We start from the raw sequence: 26,539 nt of genomic DNA, 5'->3' as shown, positions 1-26,539 counted from the left end.
CGCGGCCAACGCGCTGTGGAGTTGTACTTCCGCTTCGATTGCCAGCCTCTCCATCTGCCGCCACTCGTCGGTGATCGCCTTCACGTCGTTCATTCGGTCAGCCTAGAGCTCCGATCCCCGGTTGGCGTCACTCGCGCGAGATTCTCCATGTAGGGAATTTCGGGTGAGCACTTCTAGCTCGGCCGCATGATAGGGTCAAGGTGTACTTCTGCGATCCGCAGAGTCCCTGGCAGCGCGGCACCAACGAGAACACGAATGGACTGCTCAGGCAGTATTTGCCGAAAGGGCTCGACATCTCCGGCTACTCACAGGCCAGTCTCGATGCCATCGCGAGAAAATTGAATGAACGTCCTCGGAAGACTCTGGGCTTCAGGACGCCAGCTGAGATGTTCGACGAATGTGTTGCGTCGACCGGTTGAATCCGCCACCAAAAGCAGACCTGACAGCACGGGAGACTTCGGCGCGTCCGAAGCGACCGCATGTCAGGCGAGCCGCAGGTCGCAGCGATCCCCGATTCCTTCGCGCCAGACGGACACCCGGCTGACCGGCAAACCTGCGGCACGACCGCGTTCGGCGATGAAGCGGCACAGGTTCTCCAGCGTGGGCTTGCCCAGCCCGGAGACGTCGTCGAGCAACTGGTGATCCAGCGCGCCCCGCAGCTGCGCGAGCATGTGCCGCAGCTGCCCCAGGTCCACCACCATTCCGCTCGCATCCGGCTCCCCCGCGACGGCGACTTCGGCCTGATAGGTGTGCCCATGCACGCGTGCGCTGCTTTCGCGCTCAATGTCGCGCTCCAGGGTGTGCGCGGCGTCGAAGAAGAAGCGCTGTGAAACCTCGTACTTCATCGGATCCCCACCATCTTGTGCGTTTGGACGCTCAGGCGCCAGCGTGGGTCCTGCAGGCAGCGCGCGATGGCCCATGCCGTGTTCTCGCGCAGTAACGGGCCGTCCATGGGCTGCAACAGGTGGCGGCCGAACGGCAGCTTCACGAGCGCGTCGAGGTCCAGCTCGTCCTGTGGCACCACGACCTTCAGCTCGTGGCCGACACGCACGCGCAGTTCCGTGCCCGCCTTGGGGCTGACGCAGATCCAGTCCAGGCCCGCGGGCGGCTCGATCGTGCCGTTGGTTTCCAACGCGATTTCGAAACCGCGCGCGTGCAGCGCGCCGATCAGGGCGGCGTCGACCTGCAACAGGGGCTCGCCCCCGGTCAGCACTGCCAGTGGCTTGCCCGGCACCCCCGCCGGCCAGTGCGCCTTCACTGCATCGGCCAGCGTATCCGCGTCCGCGAACTTGCCGCCGCCCGTGCCATCCGTGCCCACGAAATCAGTGTCGCAGAAGCGGCACTGCGCCCCGGCGCGGTCGCTCTCCCTCCCGGACCACAGGTTGCAACCCGCGAACCGGCAGAACACCGCCGCGCGCCCTGCGTTGCCGCCTTCGCCTTGCAGCGTGTAGAAGATCTCCTTGACCGCGTACGTCATGCCGTGCTGCCTTGCTGCCAGGCGGCGTAGCCGCGCGCGCGCAGTTCGCAAGCAGGGCAAGATCCGCAGCCGTGCCCCCACGGATGCATCTCGCCGCGCTCGCCGCGATAGCAGGTGTGCGTGTCCTCCCGGACGATGTCCGTCAGCGCGTCACCGCCCAGGCGCTGCGCCAGCTCCCACGTGGCGGCCTTGTCCAGCCACATCAGCGGCGTCTCGATCATGAAAGGGCGGGCTATGCCCAGCGTCAGCGCCTGCTGCATCGCCTTCATCGTGCCGTCGCGGCAGTCCGGGTAGCCCGAGTAGTCCGTCTCGCACATGCCGCCCACCAGGACGGCCATGCCGCGCCGGTAGCCCAGGGCCGCAGCGAGCGTCAGGAACAGCAGGTTGCGTCCGGGAACGAAGGTGTTGGGCAGGCCGTCGGCCTGCAGCGCGATCTCGGCGTCGCTCGTCAGTGCGGTATCGCTGATGCGCCCGAGTACGTCCACCTGCAGCACGTGGTCTGCGCCGAGCCGTGGCGCCCACTGCGGAAACTGCGCGACGATGCGCTCGCGCACGCGGGCGCGGCAATCGAGTTCGATGCGATGGCGCTGGCCATAGTCGAAACCGACCGTTTCCACGTGCGGGAAGCGGTCCAGGGCCCAGGCCAGGCAGACGGTCGAATCCTGCCCGCCGGAAAAGAGGACGAGTGCGTGTTGGGAATCCATGGGTGTGGGGGGCGGGGTCGGCTTGCGCGGCCCTGGGGCGCCTTCGGCCGCGGCAGCGCCGGCCGATCTGCGGATTATCCCGGGTCGAGTGCGCCCGTGCAGGACCGCGGGCTCTTGGCCCCGCGCTGCGTGTGCGGCTGTTCCATCGTACGACCCCCGGCAGGTGAGCCTCACGGGCGACGGCGAACGGCTCTTCGAGCGGTGCCAGCGCCTGCTCGCGGAGCTTGAGGCAATCGAGGCCGAAGCGTCGGGTACGCGGGCGCAAGCCGCGGGGCTGTTGCGTGTCGATATGCCGATCGTCCTCGGGCACGACTTCCTGCTGCCCGTGCTCGCCCGCATGGCACAGAACCACACCCGGCTCGAACTCGACGTGCGGCTGCAGGACAGCTATACCGACCTGGTGAAGGAAGGGATCGACGCCCTTACTCTCCAGCCCTCGTGCGTATTTCGGCGATTCGCGGCCGGGCAGTCCAACTGCCATCGATAAAACATTTCGTCGCCGCTACACGCTCATTGAGCACGGTCGCACAAGCGCGCAGTTCAGCGGAGCCATGGGTATTCTGGCCTAGTTGCATTGCGAACGGCTAGCCGCTGCGTGCGGCGCCGTACTGCTTCACGATTTCCAGGAAGTGCCGAAGGCGCCCCGGATAGAAGCGTGCCTGCGGATACACCAGGTGCACCGTCAGCGGCGACGCCGACCATCGCGGGACGAGGTGCAGCAGGCGCTTTGCGAGCAAATCCTCCTCGACGATCCAGGCGGAGACGATGCCGACGCCCAGACCGGAGAGAGCGGCCGTTCGCAACGCGTAGAGACTGTCGGTACTGACTCGCGGCCGAATGGCGAAGGTCTCTGACTGCGCGCCCTTGTGCAGCACGACGCGATCGCGGTAATACGTCTGCAACGCAAGCCACGGCAGTTCCTTCAGCGCTGCGGGCTGGCGTATCGCCCTTCGGCCCGCGAGCAACTCCGGAGCAGCGATCACGATGCGGGGCACCTGGAACAGCGGCACGGCCACGACGGTCGGGTCGTCGATCGTGCCCACCTGGATCGCGCAGTCGATCCCCTCCGCGACGAAATCCGGTCGCCGGTCGTGCAGCAGCCACTCCACGTTCAAGCGGGGGAACGAGCGCAGGTATGTTGCGAGCGGTTCCACGAGCCGCGCCTGTCCGAACGCGTGCGGCACCAGCACCCTGAGCGTGCCGACAGGCTCCGCGTGCGTGCCGCGCAGCTCTTCCTGCAGGGACTCCCATTCATCGATCAGCGAGCGCACCAACCGCAGACACCGCTCGCCGTCAGCGGTGAGCTTCAGCGCGTGTGTGGAGCGCTGAAGCAGGCGCACACCGAACAGCCGCTCCAGCGCCTGAAGGCGGCGGCTGATGGTCGGCTGCGTGGTGCCGAGCTGCTCCGCGGCTGCCGACATGCTGCCGCTCTCGACGATGCGCACGAATGTCTGCAGCAGCTCCAGCCGATCGCCCGAGAAGGTGGGTTTCTGTATGCGCATGACGTATAGGTATTGTGCGCGCTGAAGTCTATCCGGCTCTCGTCTGGAAGCGAAAAATCACAGGCATCCACTCCACTCGAAAGGTCGTTCACGATGCTGGTCATTCCTTCTCCGCATGCACAAGGTGCCGGACCACGGGCGCTCTCCACGCCCCTCACCTTGTTGCTTGGCACGGGTGCGGGCATGAGCGTGGCTTCGCTGTACTACAGCCAGCCGATGCTCCCTGCCGTTGCGCATGCACTGCACGCCGGTGAAGGCGCCGCAGGAACCGTTCCCATGCTCACGCAGCTGGGATACGCTGTGGGCATTCTCCTGCTCGCGCCGCTTGGCGACAGGTACGACCGGCGCCACATCATGCTCGTCAAGGCGCTGCTGCTGACGCTCGGCCTGCTGGCGAGCGCCCTCGCGCCGACGATGGCCGCCTTGCTCATGGCCAGCCTGGTCACTGGCCTGGCGGCAACGCTCGCTCAGGATTTCGTGCCCGCCGCCGCCACGCTGGCCCCTTCCCATGCGCGAGGCAAAGTTGTGGGAACCGTGATGACCGGCCTGCTCCTGGGAATCCTGCTGTCCCGGCTCGTGAGTGGCGCGGTCGCTGAGATGGCGGGCTGGCGCCTCATGTTCGGCGCAGCGGCGGCGGGCATTGTCGTGCTCGGCGCCGGCATCTGGCTGGCGGTCCCCTCGTTCGCGCCCACGACGCAGCTCGGCTACAAGGAGCTGCTCGGGTCCATGTTGCATCTGTGGCGTCGCCACGGCGTACTGCGGCGCGCGGCTTACGCGCAGGGGCTGCTGTCGGTCGGCTTCAGCGCCTTCTGGTCCACGCTCGCGCTCATGCTGCATGCGCGTTTCGGGTTCGACAGCGCAGCCGCCGGCGCGTTCGGACTCGCCGGTGCGGCCGGTGCACTCGCGGCGCCTCTTGCGGGCCGGCTCGTCGACCATCGCGGTCCGCGCATCGTGATCTTGCTCGGTGCCGGCATTGCTGCGGTCTCGTTTGCGATCATGGCGCCGATGGATCTCCTGTCGCCCTCCGCGCAGCTTGCGTTGCTGATCGGAAGCGCCATCGGCTTTGACTTCGGTGTGCAAGCCTCGCTTGTTGCGCACCAGAGCATCGTCTACGGCATCGATGCGTCGGCGCGCAGCAGGCTGAACGCCGTCCTGTACACCGCGATGTTCTCCGGAATGGCGACAGGTGCACTGATTGGCAGCGTGGCCCTGACGACGTTCGGCTGGATCGGCGTTGTGGCCGTTGGAACGATCAGCGCCCTGGCGGCCCTGCTGCTGAGGCTAAGCCAGAAGCCGTTGATCGCCCCTGGAGACATGAACCGGCCCGCCACTACCCGCAGCACAGTGCGGGTCTCCTGCCGATTCAGCACCAGGTTCGCTTCCCTCATTAACGACCCCAGGTCGCCGCTCGCGTAGTGGCCCACATCGTGTGCATCGCACGGCCGAGCAGCGCGCAGCCCGCAGGCGAACTGTGCCGCAGGACCGGCGATGATCCGGCTATTCTGGCGCCAGCGGCTTCAGGTCAACGGCGTACGCCCTCTGGGCAAGCGCACGTGCCATCACCTGCGCAGGATCTACCAAAGTGACTTCACTTCGCTCGGATGAGGTCAGCGCCAGCGGGATTTCCGTGCAGCCCAAAATGAGGGTCGAGCATCCGTGTCGGTCCACCAGCGCGTGTGCGACAGACTCGAATCGCTCGCGCGCGAGTTGCAGTTTGCCTGCCTTTACGCCCGAGAAAATGCCTTCCATGAGCATCGCGCGCTCGTCAGGCTTTGGAATGATGCAGCGCACGCCTGCTTCCGCGAATGCGTGATCGTACAGTCTCGATTTGTAAGTGCCTTCTGTAGCGAGCAAGCCAACTTCGCTTACACCTTGGTGGGCAATTGAGAGCACCGTCTCGCGCACGCCGTGAATTAACTGGACGTCGGGAAGGCTCTCCTGCAGGGGCCGATGCCACGCGTGCGCGGTATTGCACGCGATCGCTATTGTCCCAGCGCCGAGGCTCGCGAGCCGCGCGGCTGCGCGCTTCATGCCCACCAACGGGCTCTCCACCGCCCCGTTCGGCTGTTGGAGTGCGGCTACTCGATCAGGCACCGGCACCTGGGCGAGCCAATGTTCAGGAAACGACTGGTCTTTCACCGGTAACCCGGCGGCCGCCAAGAGGTGCGAACATTCTTCGACAAATAGTTGGACGAATCTCGCGCCTGCTGCAGGACCCATTCCGCCGATGATGCCGACGGCCGTGGGAGCGCGGTGAGGTGGCGGAAAGGCTGCTTGCATGGCCGCGATCACACAGCCGGTTTGTCGCTGTGCTGCTTGATGTTGTCTTTCAGCTGGGGTGACATCGGCAGCTGCAGGTTGATGTTGTTCGGCGGAACCGGCGACATGAACCAGCGCGCATACAGACGCTCGAATTCACCGCTGTTCATCATCCCGATGATCACGCGGTCTACCAGCGCCTTGAACTTCGGGTCATCCTTGCGCAACATGCAGGCGTAAGGCTCAACCTGTACTGCATCGCCGACGACAACCCACTCCTTGGGATTCTTGGCGGTGGCGATCAACCCGTAGAGCAACACATCATCCATTGCAAAGGCGGTGGCGCGATTGGCGTCCACGAGCAGCATGGATTCACTGTGGTCCTTGCCGTACACCAGCTGGAAATCCAGACGCTTTTCCTGGTTGAACTTGCGCATGACCAGAGCATTCGTCGTGCCGGTGGTCGTTGCGACTGTCTTTCCTGCAAGGTCGGCGTAGTTGGAGACCCCCGACGTCTTCTTCGTCAGCAGGCGCGTGCCTGTGTAGAAATGGTTCACGGCGAACTGGACGTCTCGGGCGCGCGTGGTGTTATTGGTGGTAGAGCCACATTCGAGATCGACCGTGCCGTTCTGCAGCAACGGGATGCGGTTCTGCGAAGTGACGGGCACGTAGCTCACCTCCAGCGCTGGCCTGTCCAGCGTGCGCTTGATCTCGTTCGCGACGGCGGCAGCGATATCCATCGCAAAGCCAACCGGTTTGCCGGGGCCGACCTCGTAGCTGAACGGAACCGAGGACTCGCGGTACGCCAGCGTGAATTTGCCTGAGTCGGCGATCTTCTTGAGGGTATCTTCGGCAGAGGCGTCGTAGGCAGCAGCCATTGCAATGAGCAGGACCATCAGATAGCGGAAGTACATGGGGCAACCAATTGCGTGTGAATGGGGTGGACAAATCGTAGGAGCGGTGCGGACGCCCGCCTAATACTCTTTGCACGATCGGCCATAACAGCAGGTTATGGCCTTCGGTGTGTAGCCTCCGTTGCTGTCACAATCGTGCACCCGAACCCTCGGAGCGACGGCGATGCGACTGCGGCACATAGAGGTTTTCAATGCCGTGATGCTGACCGGCAGCGTTTCGGATGCAGCAAGGCTGATGAATGTCACGCAACCAGCCGTGAGTCGGACCCTGCAGCACGCCGAAATCCAGCTGGGCATGCCGCTGTTCCACCGGGTCAAAAACCGCCTCGTCCCAACACCGGAAGCGCTGGCGCTCGGTCCTCACGTCGAAAGAGTGTTCGCTGACCTGGACACGGTCCGCCGAGTCGCGTCAACGCTCGCGAGCGGCTCCGCATCCCACGAATTGCAGGTGCTGTCGAGCCTTACGCTCGGGCACGAGGTACTGCCATTGGCTCTCACGCGGTTTCGCGCAAAGCATGCACACGTTCCGGTGTGCTTCAGAACGCTGCACTCGAGTGACATTGTGGGTGCGCTGGCTTTGCAAGAGGCTGACGTGGGATTCGTCTTCGGCGCCGCGGCGCATCCTGCGTTGGTGCAAGAAATAATTGCTCCGGTCCCGCTCGTGTGTGTCGCGCGTCGCGGCGTGCTCCCGTCCAAGTCGCTCGCCGGAATCTCCCTGCGGGAGCTCACGAGCTTCCCTCACATCGGCTTGGACACCCGCGACCCGCTCGGCGTCATGCTGGCGCAGGCCTGGCGCGAAAGTGGGATTGGTGAAACGTCGAACGTGTCCGTGCAGACGTACCAGACCGCGCTTGCTTTGGCACGTCACGGTCATGGCATCGCGATCGTTGACACGTGTACTGCCCTGTCTGCGTCCGAGGACATGGACGTGGTCCCGCTGCTGCCCGTTATGCAAATCCCAGTTTGTGCTGCACGACCCGCTTCGCGCGCAAGTTCAGTCGCAGCGCGCACGTTCATCAAGTCGGTGCAGCAGGTCCTTCACCAAGTGCTGAGTGCAGACCTCACTTCGCGAGATGCCGAACGCGCGGCAGTGCCTCGGAAATTTCGAAGCTGACTGCAACAGCGGACATCGCCACGGTTCCTACGCAAAGCACTTTGCAGTCGCGCGAAGAGCGCTTGCAGCTCGGTCACGCGTGTGGTGGCTGCAATGATCTCGCACCGACCAGGCTCGACCTGGACGATCTCGACCCGATGGCAGGTGCCGACGGCATCGCTCTTTGTTGCACATCAAATCTGCCAATGTTTTGAAGCGCGCTGACATGCCATGTCAATGTCTCGACGAAATCGGTCACCCCTCGCGGGCCTCCTCTTAGCAGGGTGGTATAGGCATGGTTCGTGCTGCCCCTGCGCACGGTTCGATGACAACAAGAATCAGCGAGGGTGCCCGATGGAGCGCCCGGCAATCCGATCAACAGCTTCCAGGACTTCGCCGATGACCGTGTTTTCTCAACGATGGATTGCCGTCGCAGCGCTTGCGTTTGGTTTGCTTGCCTGTGGGGGCGGCGGTGGCGGTGGATCCGGTAGCGCGCAGGGCAGCGGCACGACAAGTGCGAGCAGCGGCACAGGCACGCAAGCCGGCACCACTGGTGGCCAGACCGGTGGAGATAGCGGTGGAAACACCGGCAGTGGCGTATCCAGCCTGTCAGCCAGCGCCGCGATCGTCGCGAAGATGGGCAAGCCTTCGCGCGTGCTCGTGGGCCTGGGGTCGGGCCAATCGATTGCAGACATGCAAGGCCAGGGCATTCGTCCGGACATCATCGATGTCTACCTGGTGGGCGCGGGGCCAGGCTCCTGGCCCTACTGGAACAGCCCCGACGGCGCGTACATCACGTACACCGCGCAGGCCGCCCAGGCCTATGGCGCAACGCCCATGTACACCTTCTACCAGATGGCCCAGAACGGTGACGGCAACCTGAGCGGCATCACCGATGCTGCGTTCATGAACACGTACTGGAGCCAGGCGCGATTGATGTATCAGCGCATTGCTGCCCTGAATGCCCCGGTACTGATCAACCTCGAGCCCGATTTCTGGGGCTACGTGTGGGCGCAGGCACCGAGCCATGATCCCACGCAGATGGCGGCGGTGGTGAACAGCCAACCCGAATGCAGCAGCTTGCCGAATACCGCCGCAGGCATCGGGCAGTGCCTGGTGCAAATGGGCCGCCAGATCGCACCCAAGGCGCTGCTTGGTTTCCCGCCGGCGTTCTGGTCAGGCTCGCCCACTGCGGTGGCTGGCGAAATGCGTGCCGCCGGCGCGCACCTGGCCGATTTCATCGTCGCCCAGACGAGCGATCGTGACGCCGGTTGCCTGGAAGCCGCCACGGTGTCGGAGTGCACGGGCCGCGGCGGCACGTTCTACTGGGACGAGAGCAACGTCAGCACGCCCAATTTCCATCAGTCGCAAAGCAGCTACGCGGACTATCGGGCCGCATTGGCCGCATCGGGTAATGGGCTGCCCATTCTCTGGTGGCAGACGCCGCTGGGTGTGCCTTCCAGCACGCCGGGTGGCACCAACCAGCACTACCGGGACAATCGTGTCGACTACATGTTGCGCCACACGCAGGAGTACGGCGACGGCCATACCTTCGCCATCGTCTTCGGCTCCGGCGGCACCTACCAGACGACGATCAACTCCGATGGCGGCCAGTTCGCGCGCCTGCTGGGTCTGTATCTCGCCGGGGGCAGGGCTGCGTTGCAATAGCCGGCTACATCCCGCGGACCCCGCGGCGCTTTACGGGCTCGATACCGCATAGCACAACGCGGTTCATCCTGCGAAACGGCATTGTGTGGCGTGCAACAGCCACCTACAGTGAGCCCACATCGCCAGACAGGCGAGCCATGACAGGAGACAAACCATGACGAGGCGGCCTGCTTCGATCACCCGGCGCAGCGCCCTTGCGGTGCTCTTCGGTGTAATCGCACTCGGCACGCAGGGCGCGCTCGCTCAGGCCTGGCCGTCCAAGCCGATCCGCATCGTCGTGGGCTTCGCCGCGGGCGGGCCGACCGACGTCGTCGCACGCGCCTTCGCCGAACACGCGGCGCGCACGCTGGGCCAGCCCGTCATCGTCGAGAACAAGCCGGGTGCCAACACGGTCCTTGCCGCGGAGGCGGTGGCGAGCGCCCCGGCGGACGGCTACACGCTGCTGCTCGGCGCGACCAACCACACGATGATCCCGGCGCTGTACAGCGCCCGCGTCAAGTTCGACGCCGTGCGCTCGTTCGCTGCGGTGTGCACGCTCGCGGAGAGCCCGACCGTGCTCGTCGTCGGCCCCGCGATGAAGGTGACGAACCTCGCGTCGTTCATCCAGGCGCTGCAGGCGGCGCCGGGCAAGCGCACCTTCGGCTCGCCCGGCGCGGGCAGTTCGGGGCACTTCGCGGGCGAGCGCTTTGCGCGGCTCACGCGCACGTCGATGAACCACATCCCGTACAAGGGCGCCGCTCCGGCGGTAACGGACCTCATCGGCGGGCAACTGGACAGCTCGTTCGCGACGCTCGGCTCCGTGCTGACGCAAGTGCAGGCCGGGAAACTGACCGCCATCGCCGTAGCCGCTGAAAAGCGTTCGCCCTTCCTGCCGGACGTGCCGACCTTCGACGAAGCCGGCGTGAAGGGCTTCCGCGACGATGCATGGTATGGATTGCTGGCACCCGCAGGCACGCCGCCCGCCGTGCTCGAGGCGCTCGAGAAGGCCGCACGCAGCTTCGCGCGAGCGCCGGCAACCGTCGAGAAGCTGGCGGGCCTGGGCCTGAATGCCCAAAACGTTTGCGGTGCGCCGTTCTCCAACCAGTTGCAGCGCGAGGTCCAGGCGAACAGCCAGCTCGCCAAGGAACTCAACCTCAAACTCGATTGAGACCCACCATGAACCTGTCGACCTTCTCCCGCCGAACCTTCATCGCCGCGTGCGCGCTTGCCGCCGCATCGCTCGCCCACGCGGCCTGGCCCGAGCGGCCCATCACGCTGGTGGTGCCGTATGCGCCCGGCGGTTCGGCAGATGCGCTGGCGCGCGTCCTCGCGGCGAAGATCGGCACGAAGCTGGGGACGAGCGTCGTCGTGGACAACAAGGGCGGCGCGAGCGGCACCATCGGTGCCGCCTACGTCGCGAAGGCCCAGCCCGACGGCTACACGATGCTGTACGACGCGACGCCCTCGTCGATCAACCCGCACCTGTTCGCGACGATGCCGTATGCGCCCACCGCGCTGCAGCCGCTCTCGCTCGTTTCGCTGGCGCCCAACATCGTGATCGTCAAGGCCGACTCTCCGTTCAAGGATCTCAAGGACCTGATCGCCAAGGCGAAGGCGCAGCCCGGCAAGGTGAACTTCGCTTCCGGCGGCAGCGGCACGGTGCAGCGCCTTGCGGCCGAACTGTTCCGCCAGAAGCTGGGCCTCGACATGGTCCACGTGCCCTACAAGAGCGGCGGCCCCGCGATCACCGACGTGATGGGCGGCCAGGTCGACTTCATGTTCAGCACGGTCGCGGCCTCGTCGCCGCTCGTGGCCGCCGGCAAGCTGCGCGCGCTCGCGATCTCTTCGCCGAAGCGCCTGGACAAGCTGCCCAACGTGCCGACGGTGGCCGAGACTGCGATTCCCGGCTTCGAGGTGTACGAGTGGAACGGCGTGTTCGTGCCGGCGGGCACCCCCGCCGACATCGCCTCGAAGCTGCAGAAGGCGGTGGCGGAAGCCCTGCACGACGAAGAGGTGGTGAAGCGCTTCACCGACCTCGGGGCGCAACCGATCGGGTCCACGCCGGCGGAGTTTGCGGACTACCTGAAGAAGGAAGACGCGAAGTGGGGCGAGGTGGTACGCAAGGGCAACATCAAGCTCGACTGATGCGCCGGCTGCCCGCGCGCGCGTGCGACGCGCATATGCACATCTTCGACGCGCGATTCGCGCCGTCGTCGCACTGGACGCGCCGGCCGCCGCACGCGGACGTGGCCGAATACCGCAAGCTGCAGCAGCGCAACGGCACCGAGCGCTGCGTCGTCGTGACGCCGTCCACTTACGGCGTGGACAACGCGTGCACGCTCGACGCGCTCGAGCAGATGGGTGACGGCGCGCGGGGCGTGGCCGTGGTCGACGCGGACGTTTCGCACACCGAGCTCGAACGACTCGCCGCCCACCGTGTCTGCGGCCTGCGGGTCAACTTCGTTTCGCCGCAATCGTGGGGTGAGACCACGCCGCAGATGCTGGAAACGCTGGCACACAAGGCGGCAAGATGGGGCTGGCACATCCAGGTCTTCGCGCATCCGGCGCAGCTGCTTGCGATGGCGCCGCTGCTTGCCGCATTGCCGGTGCCGCTCGTGATCGACCACATGGGGCGCGTCGATCCGCAAGAGGGGACGGCCGGCGCGGCATTCCAGTTGCTCCAGCGCCTGCTCGACGGCGGCAACACCTGGGTCAAGCTCTCCGGCGTCTACATGCGATCGCGCGAGGGCGCGCCTCGGTACGGCGACATGGCTGCGATCGGCGAAGGCCTGGTGCGCCACGCACCCGAGCGCCTCGTTTGGGGCAGCGACTGGCCACACACGACGGAACCGCCGGGGTCCGTGAACGATGACGACCTGGTCGCTGTGCTGCGGTCCTGGTGCGGCGACGCGGGCACGCTTCAGCGCGTCCTGGTCGACAACCCGGCGAGTCTCTACGGCTTCGACTGACTCCTTCAGGGGTGCCACGTCGCCCGCAGCGCGGTCGCGGGCATGGCTCCCAGCACTTCTCCAAGCTGCTTCGCTGCAAGCACCGTCGGGCCCGCATGCCGCGCGAGTACGCTCGCCGTCAACCGCCCGATCGGACCCGCCGTGCTCACCGAACCGAGCACGGTGCCATGCGGCCCGCGCACGGCAGCGGAAACGCTCGCCACATTGGAGTTCCGCTCGCCACGCGTGATGTGGAAACCCCGCCGGCGGATCCGTTCGTAGATGTCGCCCGGCTCCCCGAGCGCGGCCACGATCACGCGCCCGGCCGATCCGCGGTCGAGCGGGAACACCTCGCCGGGGCGGATCTGGCTCTGCACGCCGGCCTGGCCTTCGCAACGCATCAGGCACGCGCGCAGGTTGCCCTCGAACACGAAGAACGACGCGGCCTCGCCGGTCGACGCACTGAGCTGGCGAAGGATGGGCTCGATCGCGGAATCGAGATCGAACTGCGCCTGGTAGCGGGAACCGATCCAGCCCGCTGCAGGTCCCAGGCGCCACGCACCGTCTTCGCGTCTCACCAGAAACCGCGCCGCGGCCAATGTGCGTGCGAGCCGCAGCACCGTCGGCTTGTGCATGCCCGTGCGGCGCGCCAGCTCGGCCAGCGGGAGAAAGAGCTCGTTGCCCTCGAACGCCGTGAGGATGGAGAGCGCACGCGCCACCGCATTCACGCTCTCGTGGCTCACGGTCTTTGCGCCCGCCTCGTCCGTGAGCAGGTGCTTCAAGGCGTCTGCGGGCGGATGGGAATCGGCCTTGCGCGGCATCGACCGGATCGTATCGGAAAGGGGCGGCGCGTTACGCCAGGCGTAACGCATTGCCGCGCACCGGCCCTTGTCCGGATGATCGCGTCCTCGTTTCCCAAGGAGACTCTTTCATGACTCGCATGCAGTGCAGCCGGCGCGCCTTCCTCGCCTCGACCGCGGCCTTGGCCGCCTTCGGCGCGAACGCCCAGGGCGCCTCGGCCCCGGGCCCGATCAAGATGGTGATCCCCTTCGCCGCCGGCGGCGCGACGGACGTGCTCGGCCGCGACCTCGCCAAGGCGATGAGCGCATCACTGGGCCAGACGTTCGTGGTCGAGAACATGGGCGGCGGCGCAGGCGTTCCCGCTTTGCAGAAAGTCACCGGCGCACACGCCGACGGCACGACGCTGCTGTTCGCCGCTTCCGGAAACATCACGGCGCAACCGCTGCTGCAGAAGCCGCGCGTCGACATCCTGAGCCAGCTCGCGCCCGTCGGCATGATCGCCACCGCGCCGCATGTGCTGGTCGTCACGTCGAAGATGCCGTTCAAGACCGTCGCGGAACTCATCGCGTACGCGAAAGCGCATCCCGGCGAACTCAATTTCGGCTCCGCCGGCGTGGGTGGCCTGGCTCATTTGGGAACGGAACTCTTTGCGAGAGCCGCGAAGATCGACATCAAGCACGTGCCGTATCGCGGCGCATCGGCAGCGCTGACGGACCTCGTGTCCGGCCAGATCCACGCAATGTTCGGCACGATGCCGTCCTTCACCGGCATGGTCCACAACGGCTCCATCCGCGCGATCGGCCTCACGGCGCGCACGACCGCCAGCTCGCTCAAGGCGATCCCGCTGATCTCGAGCACGGTGCCTGGCTTCGGCTACAACAGCTGGAACGCGCTCTTCGCGCCGGCCGGGACACCGGCGCCGGTGATCGCGCGCATTTACGCGGCGATGAAGCAGGCCGCGGCCGACCCCGGCGTGATGAAGCGCTTCGACGAGCAAGGCGTCGACATCGAACTCGCGGACGCGGCCGAACTCGCCGAGATGATCCGCAAGGAGAGGGCGACCTGGGACAAGGTCATCCGCGAGGCGCGTATCGACGTGAATTGAGTCGGCGATGAAGTGCCTGTCGCTTGACGACTTCGAGATTGCCGCGCGGCGCCACCTGCCGCGGCCGATCTTTGCCTACCTCTGCGGCGGCGCGGAAGACGATGCGTCGCTGCGCGACAACCGGGCCGCGTTCGCCGAGTACGGATTCGTCACGCGCGTGCTGCGTAATGTTTCCGGCCGAAGCCAGGCCGTGGAGCTCTTCGGGCGGCGCTACTCGTCGCCCTTCGGCATCGCGCCCATGGGCATCAGCGCGTTGAGCGCCTATCGCGGCGACCTCGTCGTTGCTCGCGCCGCCGCGGCCGAAAACGTGCCGATGGTCATGAGCGGCTCGTCGCTGATTCCGCTGGAGGAAGTGATCGCCGCCGCGCCCGACACCTGGTTCCAGGCCTATCTTCCGGGCGAGCCCGCGAAGATCGAAGCCCTGGTCGATCGCGTGATCCGTGCCGGCGTGACGACGCTCGTCCTGACGGTCGACACGGCCGTGCTGGCCAACCGCGAGAACAATGTGCGGGCCGGGTTTTCGACCCCGCTGAGGCCCAGCCTTCGACTCGCGTGGGAAGGCCTCACCCATCCACGATGGACCGTGGGCACGCTGCTGCGAACGCTCGCCAGGCATGGCATGCCGCACTTCGAGAACTCGTACGCGATCCGTGGCGCGCCCATCCTTTCCTCCACGGTGATGCGTGACTTCGGCGCGAAGGACCATCTGAACTGGGAGCACCTGCGCCTTATCCGCAGCCAGTGGAACCGGACGCTCGTGGTCAAGGGGATCATGCATCACGACGATGCGCGCAAGGCACGTGACATGGGCGCGGACGGCATCATCGTGTCCAACCACGGTGGCCGCCAGCTCGATGGCACCACCTCTCCGCTGCGCGTGCTGCCGGAGGTGGTGGCCGCGGTGGGTCCGGACTTCCCGGTGATGATGGACAGTGGCATCCGGCGCGGCACCGACGTGCTCAAGGCGCTCGCGCTTGGCGCGAAGTTCGTGTTCGTCGGGCGTCCGTTCCAGTATGCGGCTGCCGTCGCGGGCGAGGCGGGCGTACGGCATGCCGTACGCATCCTTGCCGACGAAGTCCAGCGCGACCTCGGCTTGCTGGGCCTCACGTCGGTTCGGGAACTTGGGGCTGCGCAGTTGCGGCCGATCGCGCCGCGGCGATAGGAAAGCACGGAGCGGGCATGTCTGCTTCGGGTGGAAAGCAGCCGCAGGGCAAGGTTGCCGCCGGGCGCACACTTGCCCAGAATGCGATATCGTTGCCGCACGCCGAAATGACCTCCACCGCCGAACGCTTTCTCGTCCAATTTCATGCGACCCACACTGGCGCGACAAGCATTGCGCTTGGCGACTTGCCGGTGCGGTGTGGTGGCTCGGCTTACGACAGCTCCTACGACCTGCTGGTCGCGCAGGTGGCGTCCGACGCGACACAAGTCCTTGACGTCGCATGCGGCGATGGCGTCCTGCTCTCGCGGCTGCTCGCTGCCCGCCGCGTGGCCGCGACGGGGATCGACATGAGCTCGGAGGAGCTCGCCCGCGCGGAGCGCAATCTGCAAGGCCGCGCAACGCTCGTGCAGTGCAGGGCGCAGGCACTTCCCTTCGACGACGGTGCTTTCGATGCGGTCATCTCGCACATGGCGTTGATGCTGATGGACGAAACCGAGCAGGTCGTTTCGGGACTCCGAAGAGTCCTGCGGGACGGCGGCCGGCTTGCAGCGGTGGTCGGCGGCCCGTTTCCTCAGAGCGCACCTTTGGCCGCATACAGGGCGCTCGTCGATCCTCACATATCGGCCGCTTCGAATCGCGTATCGATCGGTGACCCGCGTTGGCGCAGCGCCTCCGCCATCGAACTGCTTCTCCGCGACGTCGGATTCGGGGACGTGTCGGTCCGGGACGTCGACGGTGAGCTGCGTCTCATGCCGGCGGAACTCTGGGACTGGTTCATGCTGATGTACGACGCCCACTTCATAGAAACGGCAACACGCGAGTCGATCCGGCCAAACTTCCTTGGCGCAATGGATTCGCATGCCGATTCGGACGGGCGCGTGAGCATCCCAATCCGCTGGATGCTGGTGCTCGCGCGCAGTTGACGGGTTGGTACGTCAGGCCGATCGCGACGCTCACCTCGTTGCGGATGAGCGAGATGAAGTCGTTCTCCGCGGCCCCTTGAAACGAGGCGCGAGCAACTGGTTTCGATCGACAGATTCATCGTTCAGGCGCGTCGCCGGCTGAAGGAAGCGGCGGCCCGGCTGACGGCGGGTACACCCGACCAATGACAGCGACACCAAGCGCCGCACAGACCCCTGTTCACTGTTTCATAGACTACGAACCACGTGGTCAGCCATTCACGACGCGCAGCAAGGTCGTGCGATCGGCGGTCTGACTCACTGAGAAGTACACGTCTGCGTTTGCGCAGTCCGATAAGTAGCTGCGCGCGCTCCTTCCCCGCTGGAGGCTTGCAGAGAGCGCGCGCTAGGTAATGGGGTCCGCTTTCGCTTCATGATTGAACTGCTTCGCTCCGGGAGGATTGGGCAAGCGCCACGGCATCCGCACCGGCGGCAAAGCGCAAGCGCGGCGAGGTGTCGTTCACGGCTTGCCAGACCACTTCGGCCACATCGCTCTCCTTCGTTGTGGCCGATGGTTTGCCGAATGCGTCGAAGATGGGCTGCGCGAAGGGCGCGTATGCCTCGGGAATCAGGCCCTGCATCCGGGCACCGCCGTTCGCGGTGAAGCGAGTCGTGGGGGCGTAGCCGGGCTCGACCAGCTTGACGCGGACATTGAAGGAGGCAAGTTCAAAGGCCACGGAACCGGTGAGGCCCTCGATTGCGGTCTTGCTAGCCGTGTACACGCCCGCCAGCGGCATGGCGGCGAGCGCCACGCTGGAAGTCACGTTCACGATCACGCCGGCCTTGCGCTCCCGGAACTGAGGAATCACCGCTTGCATCATCGCCATGACGCCAAAGGTGTTGGTGTCGAACACTTCGCGAGCGGTCGCCATGGGTGTGGCCTCGAAGGCGCCGACGACGCCTATGCCCGCGTTATTGACCAGCACGTCAATCGGCCCCGCAGCCTGGACCGCTGCGGAGATGCTTTCGGGTTGGGTAACGTCCAGTGCCAGTAGCCGCATCCTGTCCGAGACGGGTAGCAGCCCGGGCCGCGGTTGGCGCATGGTGGCGACCACGTTCCAGCCCTGTGCGTGGAAAAAGCGTGCGGTTTCCAGGCCGTAGCCGGACGAGCAGCCGGTGATCAGAACAGTCTTCATAGCGTTCACTCCGAGGTGGTTGGTTGATGTGAGGTGAACGATATGGCACCATGGCCGGACGATCTACCGCTAGACATCCTGACTTGTTTGGTATTCGTCCAGATCATGAGTGATCCGCTGACCGAAGTAGTCCGACTCCTGCAGCCGCGCGCCGTGCTCGCCAACATCATCAGCGGCAAGGGCAGTTGGGCTGTGCGCTATTGCGAGTACGGGCAGCCAGGCTTTTGCATCATGTTGGAAGGCAGTTGTCTGCTTGCAGTGGATGGGCACGATCCGATCACGCTCAACGAGGGCGATTTCGTCCTCCTGCCGACCACACCGGGCTTCACTCTCTCCAGTTTCGCGCCCGCGCCGCCTGTCTTCATCGATCCCAAGGTCGTTCCGGGTGGTCGAGGCGAACTGCGCCATGGAGAGCCGAAGGGCAAGCCAGACATGCGCTCGCTGGGCGGCGCGTTCATGTTCGAGCGCGCCGACCCAGGCCTGCTCGTGTCCCTGCTGCCGCCTGTGGTTCACGTGCAAGGGTCGAAGCGCCTGATGCAACTGGTGCAGATGGTCGGCGACGAGTACGAGGATCAGAAGCCGGGCAGCGAATACATGCTCTCGCGATTGGCAGGCATGTTGCTCATTGAGGCGATGCGTTCAACGACAGAGGGCAGCGCGCCGCCGGGCCTTCTGCGTGGCCTCGGCGACGAGCGGCTAGCCTCGGCGCTCAATCAAATGCATGCGCAGGTGGGTCGTGCCTGGACCGTCGGCGATCTGGCAGATGCGGCCGCGCTGTCGCGTTCGGCGTTCTACGACCGCTTCACGCGCACGGTCGGCGTTGCGCCGATGGAATACTTGCTAAGGTGGCGCATGGAGCTCGCCAAGCGGCTCCTGCGCGAAGAGGACTTGCCCGTTGCTGAAATCGCCGCACGCGTCGGCTATGGGTCCTCAAGTACGTTCAGCGTAGCTTTCAGCCGGTGCGTGGGGCAGTCGCCGAGCCGCTTCGCGCGCACAAACAATCTTGCCGCCTAGCAACAGGCTGCCTTCAATCACACGTTCAGCAAGCCGGTGGATCTGCCCGCGTTGCTCGCGATACTCGCGTAGCGCAGGAGGTTGTCGTCGGACAAGCTCTGTGACGCGCTCTTTTGTTCTTGGGTCTGTGACACTGTGGCGCCGCTCGATCGAGCGAAGTCTGCTTCCGGTCCGAAGCGGCCGCCCCTGCTCAACAGCGGTGCCTTGTCGATTCCGGTCGGTCTCGATCGTCGTATGGACGGAGCTCCGAGCCCGTGGAGCCCCGACAACCCGAAAGAGCATCCCATGACCAAGACGATCTTCATCAGCCTGGCCGTCAAGAATCTCCCCGCCTCGACCGCCTTCTACCAGGCCCTGGGCTTCGAGCGGAACGCGCACTTCAGCGACGACACGGCCGCCTGCATGCGCTGGAGCGAGTCGATTCAGGTGATGCTGCTCACGCACGCGAAGTGGCGCACGTTCACGCTGCGGCCGTTCCCGGCGGCCGGCACGAGCGGGCTGATGCTTTCGCTGGCGATGGACAGCCGCGACGCCGTCGATGCGATGAACCTCGCCGCAACCGCCAACGGCGGGCAGGCCGACGCGAACCCGGCCGAGGACTTCGGCTTCATGTACTCGCAGGATTTCGCCGACCCCGACGGTCACCTGTGGGCCGCGTTCTGGATGGATCCAGCGGCGACTCCTGCCAACACGTAACGAGCGCTACGGCGCGATCAGGCCGCTGGCCGGGAAGGTGCGTGCGTAGCGGATGCTCCCGACATCCCAGGCGATCGAGAAGCTGCCATCCGCCAGCGCCAGGATTTCCGTGCCGGCCGTCGGAGTCGTGAGCAGGTTGATGCGCGTCTGCGGACCGGCCGGCGTCCCGTCGGCCGCGAAGCGCCGTGCGTAGACGTTCCCGCCCAATTCCAGCCATGCGACGACCGAGCCGCCGTCGGGCAGGCCCGCGATCGCCACGAGCGCGCGGCCGGGCGAGCCCAGGCTGCTCGCGACCTGGGCGGGCAGCGCCACACCGGACGCAGTGATGTGCTGGACGACCACGGGCCCGTCCTGCACCTGTCCCACGATCGCCGCGCCGCCACCGGCGAGCGGGGCCATCGAGCCGCGCGGACCGGCCCCCACATGCCAGCTGAGGCCGGCCACCTGCTCGGGGGCGAGCGGCGCGCCGTCGGGGCCATACGCCCTCGCGCCTCCGACGGTGCCCGCCGACTTGCCCCAGCTGACCACGTAGCCGCCGGTGGTCGTGCCCGTGATGTGCAGGAACCCGGCGCCGTCGGTGGTCGCCTGCTGCGCCGGACCGGCGGCATGGCCGGCTGCGTCGAACCGCTGCGTGTACACGCCTCGGTCACTCGCGGCTCCCGCCGTTGCTTGTTGGAGCGCCCACACGACCACGTACCCGCCGCCCGTGAGCGGTGCGAGCTGCGGGACCGCCGCCGGATTGCCGAGATCGTCCGCGATGCGCGAGAGCGCGACGGCGACGGGACTGCCGATCGGCTGCGCGGCGGCGGTGTACGCCTGCGTGTAGAGCTGGTAGGAGGGCGCGAGCGGATCGCCCACCGTCGCGATCCAGGCCGCCGCGTAGCCGCCGCCCTGCAGCAAGGTGGCACTTCCCGTCGCACTGCCGAAGGCGACCGATGTGGCCGGCCCGACTTGCAGCCCCTCTGCCGAGTACCGCCGCAGCACGTTCGTGCCGCTGGAGACGACTTGCCCGCTCACTTCCCCGCCCCACGGCAGCTGGAACACGGGCGAGCCCATCGGGGACGCGACGGCCGTTTCCACGCCGGGTGCGTTGGCGTCGGACTTCACCTGCACCAACGAGATGTCGTCCACATACGCGAAGCCGTCCCCCGCGTTCTTCCAGACGAACACCAGCGCCTTCGTCGCTCCGGCGGGCGCGGTGAGATCGGCTTGCGCCGTCGCATACGTCGTGGAGCGCAACACGGCGTTCTGGACCGCCAGCCCCGTGCCGGCGTCGTCCGTGAACATCACGCCGAGGTACGCGACGTCGGTGGAGCTGCTCACCTTCGCCTGCGCACTCACGCGGTAGCTGGCGCCGGGCACCACGGTGGCGATCCGCTGGCCGAAACCTCCGGCCCCGGTCCCGACCTGTGCGGCCGCGGGGCCCGACGCAGCCTGGGTGCTGGTCGTCCCGGCATTGCCCCAGTTGTCCCAGCCGGCGAAACCGGTGTCGAAGCTTCCGTTGGCCACCAGGTTGCCCGACGCCGCGGGACCGGGCGCGGCGCCACTCGCGACGCCGAACTCGAACTCATCGGCGTAGGCGAAGCCGGTGCCGGCGTTCTTCCAGACATAGACCAGGGCGCTCACAGCCTCCGGCGGGGCGAGGACTTCGAGCGATGCAGTCGTGTAATCGGTGCTTGTGACCAGCTCGGCGTTCTGCTTGACGGGCTCGCCCGACGCGTCGAGGAAGTTCACTCCGACGTAGACCGTCTCAGGAGCGGCGCTGACCCTGGCCTTTGCCGTGAGCCGATAGGTGACGCCCGGCGCGATGTTCCCGACCGTCTGCCCGGCGCCCCCGGCGCCCGTGCCCACGCTGAGCGCCGACGAGCCGGCGCTCGCCTGCCCAGCGACCACGCTCGCGTTGGCCCAGTTGGTCCAGTCGGTCATGCCGCTCTCGAAGCCGCCGTTGGACAGCAGGTTGCCGGACGCCGCAAGCGCTGGCACGGCCGCCGCGACCACGGTCGGGGGCGCTGCCCTTACACCCTGCTGCGCCGCTGCAAAAGCCTGGACCTGATCCGGCGGGGCCGACGTGGCGGCCACAGGTGTCGCACTCGCGGTCTGCGCGCTGCCACCACCCCCACAACCTGCCACCGCAAGCGCAAGCGCAAGCGCGACCGCGATCGCAGCGACACCGCATCCGCGCCACATGGAGAGCCGTGAAGACGTCGTGCTGCTCATGCTCTTCTTCCTGTTCTGAACGTCGGGAAGCGACACCTTCGCGGGGGCGGCTGATGCGTTCGCCACGGGCGCCGCGGCGCAGAACGTGTCGAGGTGCCTGAGTCTCAGTAGGTTGTCCCGCCGTGCCTGTCGGCGCACACCCGCGATCACTGTCAGGAAAACAATGACAGGGCCTGGCCTCTCGCGCCGCGCGAACTGCAGCTCGCTCCGCCCGCCCTGCATTTCGCGCGCGCGGTTCGCACTTCGTCTCGTCGTAATGGCAGCGTGGCGGCAGCCGGTGCACAGTTCGCATCGATGAAAGGCAGCCGGATGAACCGCCCGCCAATCCTGCGACCACCGACAAAGGAGCCCCTCATGAACCCCATTCAACTCGCACGCTGGCAGTGGGCCGGATACCCGCGCTACCACCGGTCGCGAGCGAATCTGGTGCTTCACATCATCGTGGTGCCGATGTTTGTCGCGGCAAACGTCGTTGCCGCAATTGCGTTGCTCCACGGCTGGTGGCCGACGCTTGCGGGCTGTCTCGCGGCAATGGTCGCGTCCGTCGCGCTACAGGGGCGTGGTCATGCGGACGAGGGCGTATCGCCGGAACCATTCACCGGTCCTCTCAACGCCATTGCCCGCATCTTTCTGGAACAGTGGGTGACTTTCCCGGGCTTCGTGATGACCGGTGCGTGGTGGGCGGCATTGCGAGTCGCATCGAAGGCTCCATGATGGAGGAGGGACACGCAACTTACCGTCCTGTCGATGTCGGCTGGATGACACGGTCCAACCGGGACAGCACCTCGGCGTGCACCCGCGCATCGCCCACGGCGACGATACGGCCGGATGAGAAGTCCCGGCCGCCGCGCCAGTCCGTGATGATCCCACCGGCGGCCTCCACCAGCGGCACGACGGCAGCAATGTCGTGCAGGGCCAGTCCCGATTCGATCACCACGTCCACCAGCCCGGCGGCCAGGCAGGCGTATCCGTAGCAGTCCGTCGAGTACCGCGCGAGGCGTGCGTGGGGCGCGATGCAAGCCCCATCCGCCGGTTCGGTCGCGCACAGCACGGCATCGGCCAGCCGCGCACATGGACGGACCTTCAGTGTGCTGGTCGTTCCCGCCGAGATCCTTCGCGCGCCGCGGACGCTGCCGACGAACCGTTCGCCCAGTGCGGGGTGGTCGATGCCGCCGACCAATGGCTCGTCGCCGTCCCACACGGCGACCAGGGTTCCCCACCAGGGCAGGCCCGCCACGTACGACTTCGTGCCGTCGATCGGGTCGAGGATCCAGCGCAAGCTTTGTGCGCCGCTTCCGCCAGTCGCCGCGTACTCCTCGCCCTCGACACGCTGGCCCGGCGCGCGTAGCGCCAGAAGCTCGCGCATGGCGCGCTCCGCCCATCTGTCGGCCGGCGTCACCGGGTCGAAACCATGCCTTCCCCCTTTGTCGTGCACCGCCAGCGTGCGCCGGAACAGCGGGAGTGTGACGACTGCGGCACTGTCGAGCACCTCGCAGACGAGCGACTCCAGCTGTTCGATGCTCGATTGGGGTGATTGAGGTCTGGCTCGCGCCATGGAAACAGTTCCTGGATCGCTCAGTAGTACTTGCATGTATGAATCGTCGTTCGCGGACTCACTGCCCCGAAATGCCGAGCTTGCAGCGGGATTCCTTCACCGGCATCATCGCGCCCGCGAAGGAATCCCATCTCGCCCGTCCTGCGCTGCAGGAGCTGCAGGAGCTCCACGACATCTCGATGCGGGAGCATGGGCCGCACGGCCGTTCGACACGGATCATCGGCGAAGCCCTCGCTCGCGAGCGCGCCGGTGCCGGTTCGCCTGACACCCGCCCGGTCGAAGCAAAGGGAATGAAGGGGCGCGGGACGCGTGCCCGCCATCGTGACATCGGGCAGTGACGCCATCGTGAATCGGCGGCAAGGCTCAATGCGGATTTCATTGCGTGGCTTCTGCACGACTCGTGCCAACGAACGGGTCAGTTCCTCATCGGCGTGACCGACCGGCAAGGCTCGGTGCAGGCGTGCAATACCCGTTGACTCCGGTCGTGGCGCTGCGCGCCGAGTACGAGCGCTAGAGGCGCCAGGATGAGCTTCTGACAACGCTGGCCCTGCATCGCATGTAGGTTGCATCCTACGCGTCCTTGGCCAATCGGCTGGCTCTGGCGCAGAGCACATCAAGCGAAGCTCCGATGCCTCAGCAGCAACGACGGAGCTCCCATGCAGAACGCTTCCGCGCAGCGAATCCAGGTTCCGAGGATGGGCTGCTGGGCATGGGCAGGCCCGTGCATGCTCGCCGCGGCACCCGTCCTGGCGCAGACATCGCCGCCCTTGCCGCCGCCTGCCGCCGCGGCGGCGGTCTCGGTCGCGGACGCCTTCCGCAAATTGAACGCGGATAGCTGGCTCGCTCGCTCCGTGAGCCTGGGCGATCTGGGCCTCGGGCCGATCGTGCTCGGCAATCCGGAAACTTCGCGCGAGATCGCGTTGCCGGTGCCGCCGAACGTGCCGCTCGCGAACGCGACGCTGCAGATGGATGCGAGCTTCGTGCGCGCGGACGGCGGCCGCACGACGCTCATCCTGTCGCTCGACGGCTTCCCCGCCTCGGCACGGCCCGTGACCACGGAGCGCGGTGACGGCAGCCTGACGCTGGCGGTGGACGGTATGCCGCGCCCGGGCGGCGCCGTGCGCTTCAACGTCGACTGGCGTACGGCGATGACTCGCGAGAATGCCTGCACCGACACCCGCACGCCCGGCAACCTCCTGCGCATCGAGCCGAGCACCCGGCTCACGTACCGCTTCGACGCCGCATCGCTGCAGGACCTGCCGGCCGCGTGGGCGGCGCTCCCCGCCATGCCGGTCGTGCTCGTCACGAGCGGCAAGCTTTCGGCGCAGGCCTACGACGCGGCGTGGCGCGTGGGTGTCGCGCTCGAGCGTGCCGGCAAGCACCCTCGCATCCGCCTGCTGCCCGCCGTGGGCGACGTGGTCGATCTGCAGGGCGCAGTCGTGCCCGCGGTACTCAAGCGCATTCCCGCGTTCGCCGCGATCGCCGAAGGCGGCCGGCGCAAGATCCGCGACGTCGCGGAAATCGGTGCGCTGGTCGCGCTGGGCGGCGTGGGGCCGGTGCAGGCCGACGTCGTGATCGGCGACCGCTCCGCGCCCGGGGTGATCGCGCAAGCGCTCGATGCGTTGCGCGCGCAGCTCCCGGCGGAAGGGATTCCGGCGTTCGACGAATGGCGCGAGCGCGCGCTCGACGGCTGGGCGCGCCAGCTGGCGGCGGGACAGGTGCGCGTGGCCAACGTGTTCGGCCGTCCCGCCATCGTCGTGGCGCAGGATGCCGGAGCCGATGCCGCTGCCGTCTTCACGCAGGCGGCGCAGCAGCCCGGCAACGCGCCGATCAACGTCGGGATCGGCGATGACCCGCGCGCGGACGTTTCGACCGTCTCGCTCAAGGCGCTGGGCGCGAAGCCCGCGACGCTGGACGTGCTGTCGCGCGCGGACTGGACGGCGAATTTCCACATCAGCGCGCTCGCCGCCGAAGGCCGCGGCCCCTCCGCGCTGGTGATCGACGTGGCCGCGGCGCCCGGCGCGGCGCGCTACGCGCCGGTGGCGTCGGTGTTCCTCAACGACGTGCTGCTGGCCGCGCGCGAGCTCGATGCGACGGGCCGGCGCGAACGCATCGTCGCCCCGATCCCGCACTACGCGATCAGTGCCGAGAACCAGGTGCGAGTGTCGTTCGTGCGCCAGCCCGCCAGCGACCGCTGCCGGGAGACGCCGGAAGCGTATCCGGCATCGGTGCTGGCCAGCAGCCATGTCGTGCTCGACAAGATCGACCCCGGGCCGGATTTCAGCGGCCTCATCACGCGGTTTGCGAACGGCGGCCACCTCTACGTGCCCGTGGCGTACCTGCGCGACGCGCAGAACACCTTGCCGCGTGTGATCAGCCTCGCCGCGAGCATGGGCCTGCCGCCGGCGCGCGCGCAGTTCGACGCGGTGGGCGACGAGGGACCGCACCAGGTGAAAGGGCCGTTCCTCGCGCTGGACGTGCCGCTCAAGGACGTGGACAGCGAAGTGAAGGTCCAGGCGGGGCGACTGCACGCATCGGGCTCCGACCGGCCGCTGATGGACGTGGGCGGCCTGCCGCGCGCGGGGATCCTCGAAGTCGCGAAGCAGGGCTCGAATTCCGGCGCGATCTATCGCACGCTGGGTCGTGAAGGTCCTGCGCCCGACCGCGCGTTGCAGCTGTCGCAGGGCAACGTCGCGGTGATCGCGGCGAACGGCGTGCGCGCCGAGATCAACACCTGGGACCCGACGGGCCACGCGATGATCGGCGAGGCGCCCCGCTCGTTCCCGGCGCCGCGGCGGGCCTGGGTGCTGTGGCTCGGGGTGCTGGCGATCCTCGCGGCGGCGGCGGGTTTCGGCTGGTACTTCTGGCGGCGCCGCAGCGCGTCAGGCGGCCTGGGCGTGTGACTGCCCCTGGGCGAGCAGGAAGCACTGATGCGAGCAGTAGTCGACCAGCGAATCGATCTCGGTGGACTTGTCGAACACCGCGTCCACGCCCAGCTGGGCGCACCGCTTGCGCACGCTGGCGTTGATGTAATTGGAGAAGACGACGATCTTCTGCGTGGCGCGGGTACGCTTGATGCACTGCGCCAGGTGGATGCCGCTGCCCTGCTTGAGGAACAAGTCGACGATCACGAGGTCCCACGTGTCCTGGTTCTGTTCAAGCCACGCGAGCGCCTCGTCTTCCGTCGCGCTCATGCCGGCCACGCGCACGCAGGTCAACTCCTCGAGCGTGCCGATGAGGTTTTCGCGAATGGTCGCGTTGTCCTCGATGACAAAGGCTTGCAGATGCACGGGAACTTCAAGGGCAAAGTGGGCGCGGTATTACGTCATCATGAGAGCGTGGCTCTGCTG

Annotated in this window: 26 protein-coding genes and 1 pseudogene; 16 read left to right on the top strand and 11 right to left on the bottom strand. The window is 66.8% G+C overall.

Going from position 1 to position 26,539, the window contains the following annotated elements; all coding sequences use genetic code 11:
• Window positions 1-194: 194 nt before the first annotated feature.
• Window positions 195-419, top strand: a pseudogene (locus tag AC3EF3_RS16115) (IS30 family transposase); the annotation flags it as partial.
• A 63-nt stretch (window positions 420-482) separates the two neighbouring features.
• Here AC3EF3_RS16115 and AC3EF3_RS16110 read toward each other — a convergent pair.
• The 3 genes from AC3EF3_RS16110 to queC are packed head-to-tail and all read right to left on the bottom strand — an operon-like array spanning window position 483 to window position 2,181.
• Window positions 483-845 carry a 6-carboxytetrahydropterin synthase gene (locus tag AC3EF3_RS16110; protein WP_488533157.1) on the bottom strand — a complete coding sequence of 121 codons (363 nt, stop codon included), beginning with the start codon at window positions 843-845 and terminating at the stop codon, window positions 483-485.
• Complete coding sequence (queE, locus tag AC3EF3_RS16105) at window positions 842-1,477, bottom strand: 7-carboxy-7-deazaguanine synthase (protein WP_488533156.1); 636 nt, start codon at window positions 1,475-1,477, stop codon at window positions 842-844. Before queE ends, AC3EF3_RS16110 begins: the two co-directional genes overlap by 4 nt.
• Entirely contained in the window at window positions 1,474-2,181 is a 708-nt protein-coding gene (gene queC / locus AC3EF3_RS16100) for a 7-cyano-7-deazaguanine synthase QueC (protein ID WP_488533155.1), read from the bottom strand. Before queC ends, queE begins: the two co-directional genes overlap by 4 nt.
• Before the next feature lie 163 nt (window positions 2,182-2,344).
• Here queC and AC3EF3_RS16095 point away from each other — a divergent pair, with 163 nt between their 5' ends.
• Window positions 2,345-2,668 (top strand): hypothetical protein, encoded by a 324-nt coding sequence (locus tag AC3EF3_RS16095; protein WP_488533154.1) that lies wholly within the window; start codon window positions 2,345-2,347, stop codon window positions 2,666-2,668.
• Between the two features lie 97 nt (window positions 2,669-2,765).
• On the opposite strand, the gene AC3EF3_RS16090 is transcribed toward AC3EF3_RS16095, so the two are convergent.
• Window positions 2,766-3,683, bottom strand: coding sequence for a LysR family transcriptional regulator (locus AC3EF3_RS16090; protein ID WP_488533153.1), 918 nt, complete (start codon window positions 3,681-3,683; stop codon window positions 2,766-2,768).
• A 93-nt stretch (window positions 3,684-3,776) separates the two neighbouring features.
• Between AC3EF3_RS16090 and AC3EF3_RS16085 the strand changes: the two genes are divergently transcribed.
• A complete protein-coding gene (locus tag AC3EF3_RS16085; protein WP_488533152.1) occupies window positions 3,777-5,099 on the top strand; it encodes an MFS transporter in 1,323 nt (440 codons plus the stop codon).
• Between the two features lie 81 nt (window positions 5,100-5,180).
• Here AC3EF3_RS16085 and AC3EF3_RS16080 read toward each other — a convergent pair whose 3' ends face one another.
• Both AC3EF3_RS16080 and AC3EF3_RS16075 read right to left on the bottom strand, forming a co-directional pair.
• Complete coding sequence (locus AC3EF3_RS16080; RefSeq protein WP_488533151.1) at window positions 5,181-5,975, bottom strand: aspartate/glutamate racemase family protein; 795 nt, start codon at window positions 5,973-5,975, stop codon at window positions 5,181-5,183.
• Entirely contained in the window at window positions 5,972-6,856 is an 885-nt protein-coding gene (locus AC3EF3_RS16075) for a transporter substrate-binding domain-containing protein (protein ID WP_488533150.1), read from the bottom strand. The genes AC3EF3_RS16080 and AC3EF3_RS16075 overlap by 4 nt, the downstream gene beginning before the upstream one ends.
• Before the next feature lie 163 nt (window positions 6,857-7,019).
• Between AC3EF3_RS16075 and AC3EF3_RS16070 the strand changes: the two genes are divergently transcribed.
• From AC3EF3_RS16070 to AC3EF3_RS16050, 5 genes are all read left to right on the top strand, one after another.
• Window positions 7,020-7,970: a LysR family transcriptional regulator gene (locus AC3EF3_RS16070; protein ID WP_488533149.1), complete on the top strand. Its 951-nt coding sequence runs from the start codon at window positions 7,020-7,022 to the stop codon at window positions 7,968-7,970.
• Between the two features lie 378 nt (window positions 7,971-8,348).
• Window positions 8,349-9,617, top strand: a complete 1,269-nt coding sequence (locus tag AC3EF3_RS16065; protein ID WP_488533148.1) for a hypothetical protein — start codon at window positions 8,349-8,351, stop codon at window positions 9,615-9,617.
• Window positions 9,618-9,771: 154 nt separating this feature from the next.
• On the top strand, window positions 9,772-10,764 hold the full coding sequence (locus AC3EF3_RS16060) for a Bug family tripartite tricarboxylate transporter substrate binding protein (RefSeq protein ID WP_488533147.1): 993 nt from the start codon (window positions 9,772-9,774) through the stop codon (window positions 10,762-10,764).
• Window positions 10,765-10,772: 8 nt separating this feature from the next.
• A complete protein-coding gene (locus tag AC3EF3_RS16055; RefSeq protein ID WP_488533146.1) occupies window positions 10,773-11,741 on the top strand; it encodes a Bug family tripartite tricarboxylate transporter substrate binding protein in 969 nt (322 codons plus the stop codon).
• The gene (locus AC3EF3_RS16050) at window positions 11,741-12,565 is read left to right on the top strand and encodes an amidohydrolase family protein (protein ID WP_488533145.1); all 825 of its coding nucleotides are present in this window, start codon (window positions 11,741-11,743) and stop codon (window positions 12,563-12,565) included. Before AC3EF3_RS16055 ends, AC3EF3_RS16050 begins: the two co-directional genes overlap by 1 nt.
• A 5-nt stretch (window positions 12,566-12,570) precedes the next feature.
• Here the strand turns inward: AC3EF3_RS16050 and AC3EF3_RS16045 are convergent, their stop codons facing one another.
• Entirely contained in the window at window positions 12,571-13,365 is a 795-nt protein-coding gene (locus AC3EF3_RS16045) for an IclR family transcriptional regulator (protein ID WP_488533144.1), read from the bottom strand.
• 110 nt (window positions 13,366-13,475) lie between these two features.
• Between AC3EF3_RS16045 and AC3EF3_RS16040 the strand changes: the two genes are divergently transcribed.
• The 3 genes from AC3EF3_RS16040 to AC3EF3_RS16030 are packed head-to-tail and all read left to right on the top strand — an operon-like array spanning window position 13,476 to window position 16,535.
• Window positions 13,476-14,450, top strand: a complete 975-nt coding sequence (locus AC3EF3_RS16040) for a Bug family tripartite tricarboxylate transporter substrate binding protein (protein WP_488533143.1) — start codon at window positions 13,476-13,478, stop codon at window positions 14,448-14,450.
• Window positions 14,451-14,457: 7 nt separating this feature from the next.
• Window positions 14,458-15,612, top strand: a complete 1,155-nt coding sequence (locus AC3EF3_RS16035; protein WP_488533142.1) for an alpha-hydroxy acid oxidase — start codon at window positions 14,458-14,460, stop codon at window positions 15,610-15,612.
• Window positions 15,613-15,629: 17 nt separating this feature from the next.
• On the top strand, window positions 15,630-16,535 hold the full coding sequence (locus tag AC3EF3_RS16030) for a class I SAM-dependent methyltransferase (protein ID WP_488533141.1): 906 nt from the start codon (window positions 15,630-15,632) through the stop codon (window positions 16,533-16,535).
• 407 nt (window positions 16,536-16,942) lie between these two features.
• On the opposite strand, the gene AC3EF3_RS16025 is transcribed toward AC3EF3_RS16030, so the two are convergent.
• Window positions 16,943-17,707: an SDR family oxidoreductase gene (locus AC3EF3_RS16025; protein ID WP_488533140.1), complete on the bottom strand. Its 765-nt coding sequence runs from the start codon at window positions 17,705-17,707 to the stop codon at window positions 16,943-16,945.
• A gap of 105 nt (window positions 17,708-17,812) precedes the next feature.
• On the opposite strand from AC3EF3_RS16025, the gene AC3EF3_RS16020 reads away from it, so the two are divergent.
• Both AC3EF3_RS16020 and AC3EF3_RS16015 read left to right on the top strand, forming a co-directional pair.
• On the top strand, window positions 17,813-18,721 hold the full coding sequence (locus AC3EF3_RS16020; protein WP_488533139.1) for an AraC family transcriptional regulator: 909 nt from the start codon (window positions 17,813-17,815) through the stop codon (window positions 18,719-18,721).
• Between the two features lie 285 nt (window positions 18,722-19,006).
• On the top strand, window positions 19,007-19,417 hold the full coding sequence (locus tag AC3EF3_RS16015; protein WP_488533138.1) for a VOC family protein: 411 nt from the start codon (window positions 19,007-19,009) through the stop codon (window positions 19,415-19,417).
• 6 nt (window positions 19,418-19,423) lie between these two features.
• On the opposite strand, the gene AC3EF3_RS16010 is transcribed toward AC3EF3_RS16015, so the two are convergent.
• Window positions 19,424-21,400, bottom strand: a complete 1,977-nt coding sequence (locus AC3EF3_RS16010) for a carbohydrate binding domain-containing protein (RefSeq protein WP_488533137.1) — start codon at window positions 21,398-21,400, stop codon at window positions 19,424-19,426.
• 588 nt (window positions 21,401-21,988) lie between these two features.
• Between AC3EF3_RS16010 and AC3EF3_RS16005 the strand changes: the two genes are divergently transcribed.
• Complete coding sequence (locus tag AC3EF3_RS16005; protein WP_488533136.1) at window positions 21,989-22,348, top strand: Mpo1-like protein; 360 nt, start codon at window positions 21,989-21,991, stop codon at window positions 22,346-22,348.
• A 19-nt stretch (window positions 22,349-22,367) separates the two neighbouring features.
• Here the strand turns inward: AC3EF3_RS16005 and AC3EF3_RS16000 are convergent, their stop codons facing one another.
• Window positions 22,368-23,189 carry an inositol monophosphatase family protein gene (locus AC3EF3_RS16000; RefSeq protein WP_488533135.1) on the bottom strand — a complete coding sequence of 274 codons (822 nt, stop codon included), beginning with the start codon at window positions 23,187-23,189 and terminating at the stop codon, window positions 22,368-22,370.
• Between the two features lie 71 nt (window positions 23,190-23,260).
• On the opposite strand from AC3EF3_RS16000, the gene AC3EF3_RS15995 reads away from it, so the two are divergent.
• Complete coding sequence (locus AC3EF3_RS15995; RefSeq protein WP_488533134.1) at window positions 23,261-23,527, top strand: hypothetical protein; 267 nt, start codon at window positions 23,261-23,263, stop codon at window positions 23,525-23,527.
• Between the two features lie 318 nt (window positions 23,528-23,845).
• Window positions 23,846-26,092, top strand: a complete 2,247-nt coding sequence (locus AC3EF3_RS15990) for a cellulose synthase (RefSeq protein ID WP_488533133.1) — start codon at window positions 23,846-23,848, stop codon at window positions 26,090-26,092.
• On the opposite strand, the gene AC3EF3_RS15985 is transcribed toward AC3EF3_RS15990, so the two are convergent.
• Entirely contained in the window at window positions 26,072-26,479 is a 408-nt protein-coding gene (locus AC3EF3_RS15985; protein ID WP_488533132.1) for a response regulator, read from the bottom strand. The genes AC3EF3_RS15990 and AC3EF3_RS15985 overlap by 21 nt on opposite strands.
• Window positions 26,480-26,539 lie beyond the last annotated feature (60 nt).

This window comes from Ramlibacter sp. GS1-15, assembly GCF_057785015.1.
This window is presented reverse-complemented; position numbering and strand designations above follow the sequence as displayed.

Coding starts and splice junctions, on each gene's coding strand:
- AC3EF3_RS16065 (WP_488533148.1), top strand. CDS start 8,349: ATGACCGTGTTTTCTCAACGATGGATTGCCGTCGCAGCGCTTGCGTTT.
- queC (WP_488533155.1), bottom strand. CDS start 2,181: ATGGATTCCCAACACGCACTCGTCCTCTTTTCCGGCGGGCAGGATTCG.
- AC3EF3_RS16040 (WP_488533143.1), top strand. CDS start 13,476: ATGACTCGCATGCAGTGCAGCCGGCGCGCCTTCCTCGCCTCGACCGCG.
- AC3EF3_RS15995 (WP_488533134.1), top strand. CDS start 23,261: ATGCCGAGCTTGCAGCGGGATTCCTTCACCGGCATCATCGCGCCCGCG.
- AC3EF3_RS16060 (WP_488533147.1), top strand. CDS start 9,772: ATGACGAGGCGGCCTGCTTCGATCACCCGGCGCAGCGCCCTTGCGGTG.
- AC3EF3_RS16090 (WP_488533153.1), bottom strand. CDS start 3,683: ATGCGCATACAGAAACCCACCTTCTCGGGCGATCGGCTGGAGCTGCTG.
- AC3EF3_RS16070 (WP_488533149.1), top strand. CDS start 7,020: ATGCGACTGCGGCACATAGAGGTTTTCAATGCCGTGATGCTGACCGGC.
- AC3EF3_RS16025 (WP_488533140.1), bottom strand. CDS start 17,707: ATGAAGACTGTTCTGATCACCGGCTGCTCGTCCGGCTACGGCCTGGAA.
- AC3EF3_RS16000 (WP_488533135.1), bottom strand. CDS start 23,189: ATGGCGCGAGCCAGACCTCAATCACCCCAATCGAGCATCGAACAGCTG.
- AC3EF3_RS16050 (WP_488533145.1), top strand. CDS start 11,741: ATGCGCCGGCTGCCCGCGCGCGCGTGCGACGCGCATATGCACATCTTC.
- AC3EF3_RS16030 (WP_488533141.1), top strand. CDS start 15,630: ATGTCTGCTTCGGGTGGAAAGCAGCCGCAGGGCAAGGTTGCCGCCGGG.
- AC3EF3_RS16015 (WP_488533138.1), top strand. CDS start 19,007: ATGACCAAGACGATCTTCATCAGCCTGGCCGTCAAGAATCTCCCCGCC.
- AC3EF3_RS16045 (WP_488533144.1), bottom strand. CDS start 13,365: ATGCCGCGCAAGGCCGATTCCCATCCGCCCGCAGACGCCTTGAAGCAC.
- AC3EF3_RS15990 (WP_488533133.1), top strand. CDS start 23,846: ATGCAGAACGCTTCCGCGCAGCGAATCCAGGTTCCGAGGATGGGCTGC.
- AC3EF3_RS16075 (WP_488533150.1), bottom strand. CDS start 6,856: ATGTACTTCCGCTATCTGATGGTCCTGCTCATTGCAATGGCTGCTGCC.
- AC3EF3_RS16110 (WP_488533157.1), bottom strand. CDS start 845: ATGAAGTACGAGGTTTCACAGCGCTTCTTCTTCGACGCCGCGCACACC.
- AC3EF3_RS16035 (WP_488533142.1), top strand. CDS start 14,458: ATGAAGTGCCTGTCGCTTGACGACTTCGAGATTGCCGCGCGGCGCCAC.
- AC3EF3_RS16055 (WP_488533146.1), top strand. CDS start 10,773: ATGAACCTGTCGACCTTCTCCCGCCGAACCTTCATCGCCGCGTGCGCG.
- AC3EF3_RS16020 (WP_488533139.1), top strand. CDS start 17,813: ATGAGTGATCCGCTGACCGAAGTAGTCCGACTCCTGCAGCCGCGCGCC.
- AC3EF3_RS16085 (WP_488533152.1), top strand. CDS start 3,777: ATGCTGGTCATTCCTTCTCCGCATGCACAAGGTGCCGGACCACGGGCG.
- queE (WP_488533156.1), bottom strand. CDS start 1,477: ATGACGTACGCGGTCAAGGAGATCTTCTACACGCTGCAAGGCGAAGGC.
- AC3EF3_RS16005 (WP_488533136.1), top strand. CDS start 21,989: ATGAACCCCATTCAACTCGCACGCTGGCAGTGGGCCGGATACCCGCGC.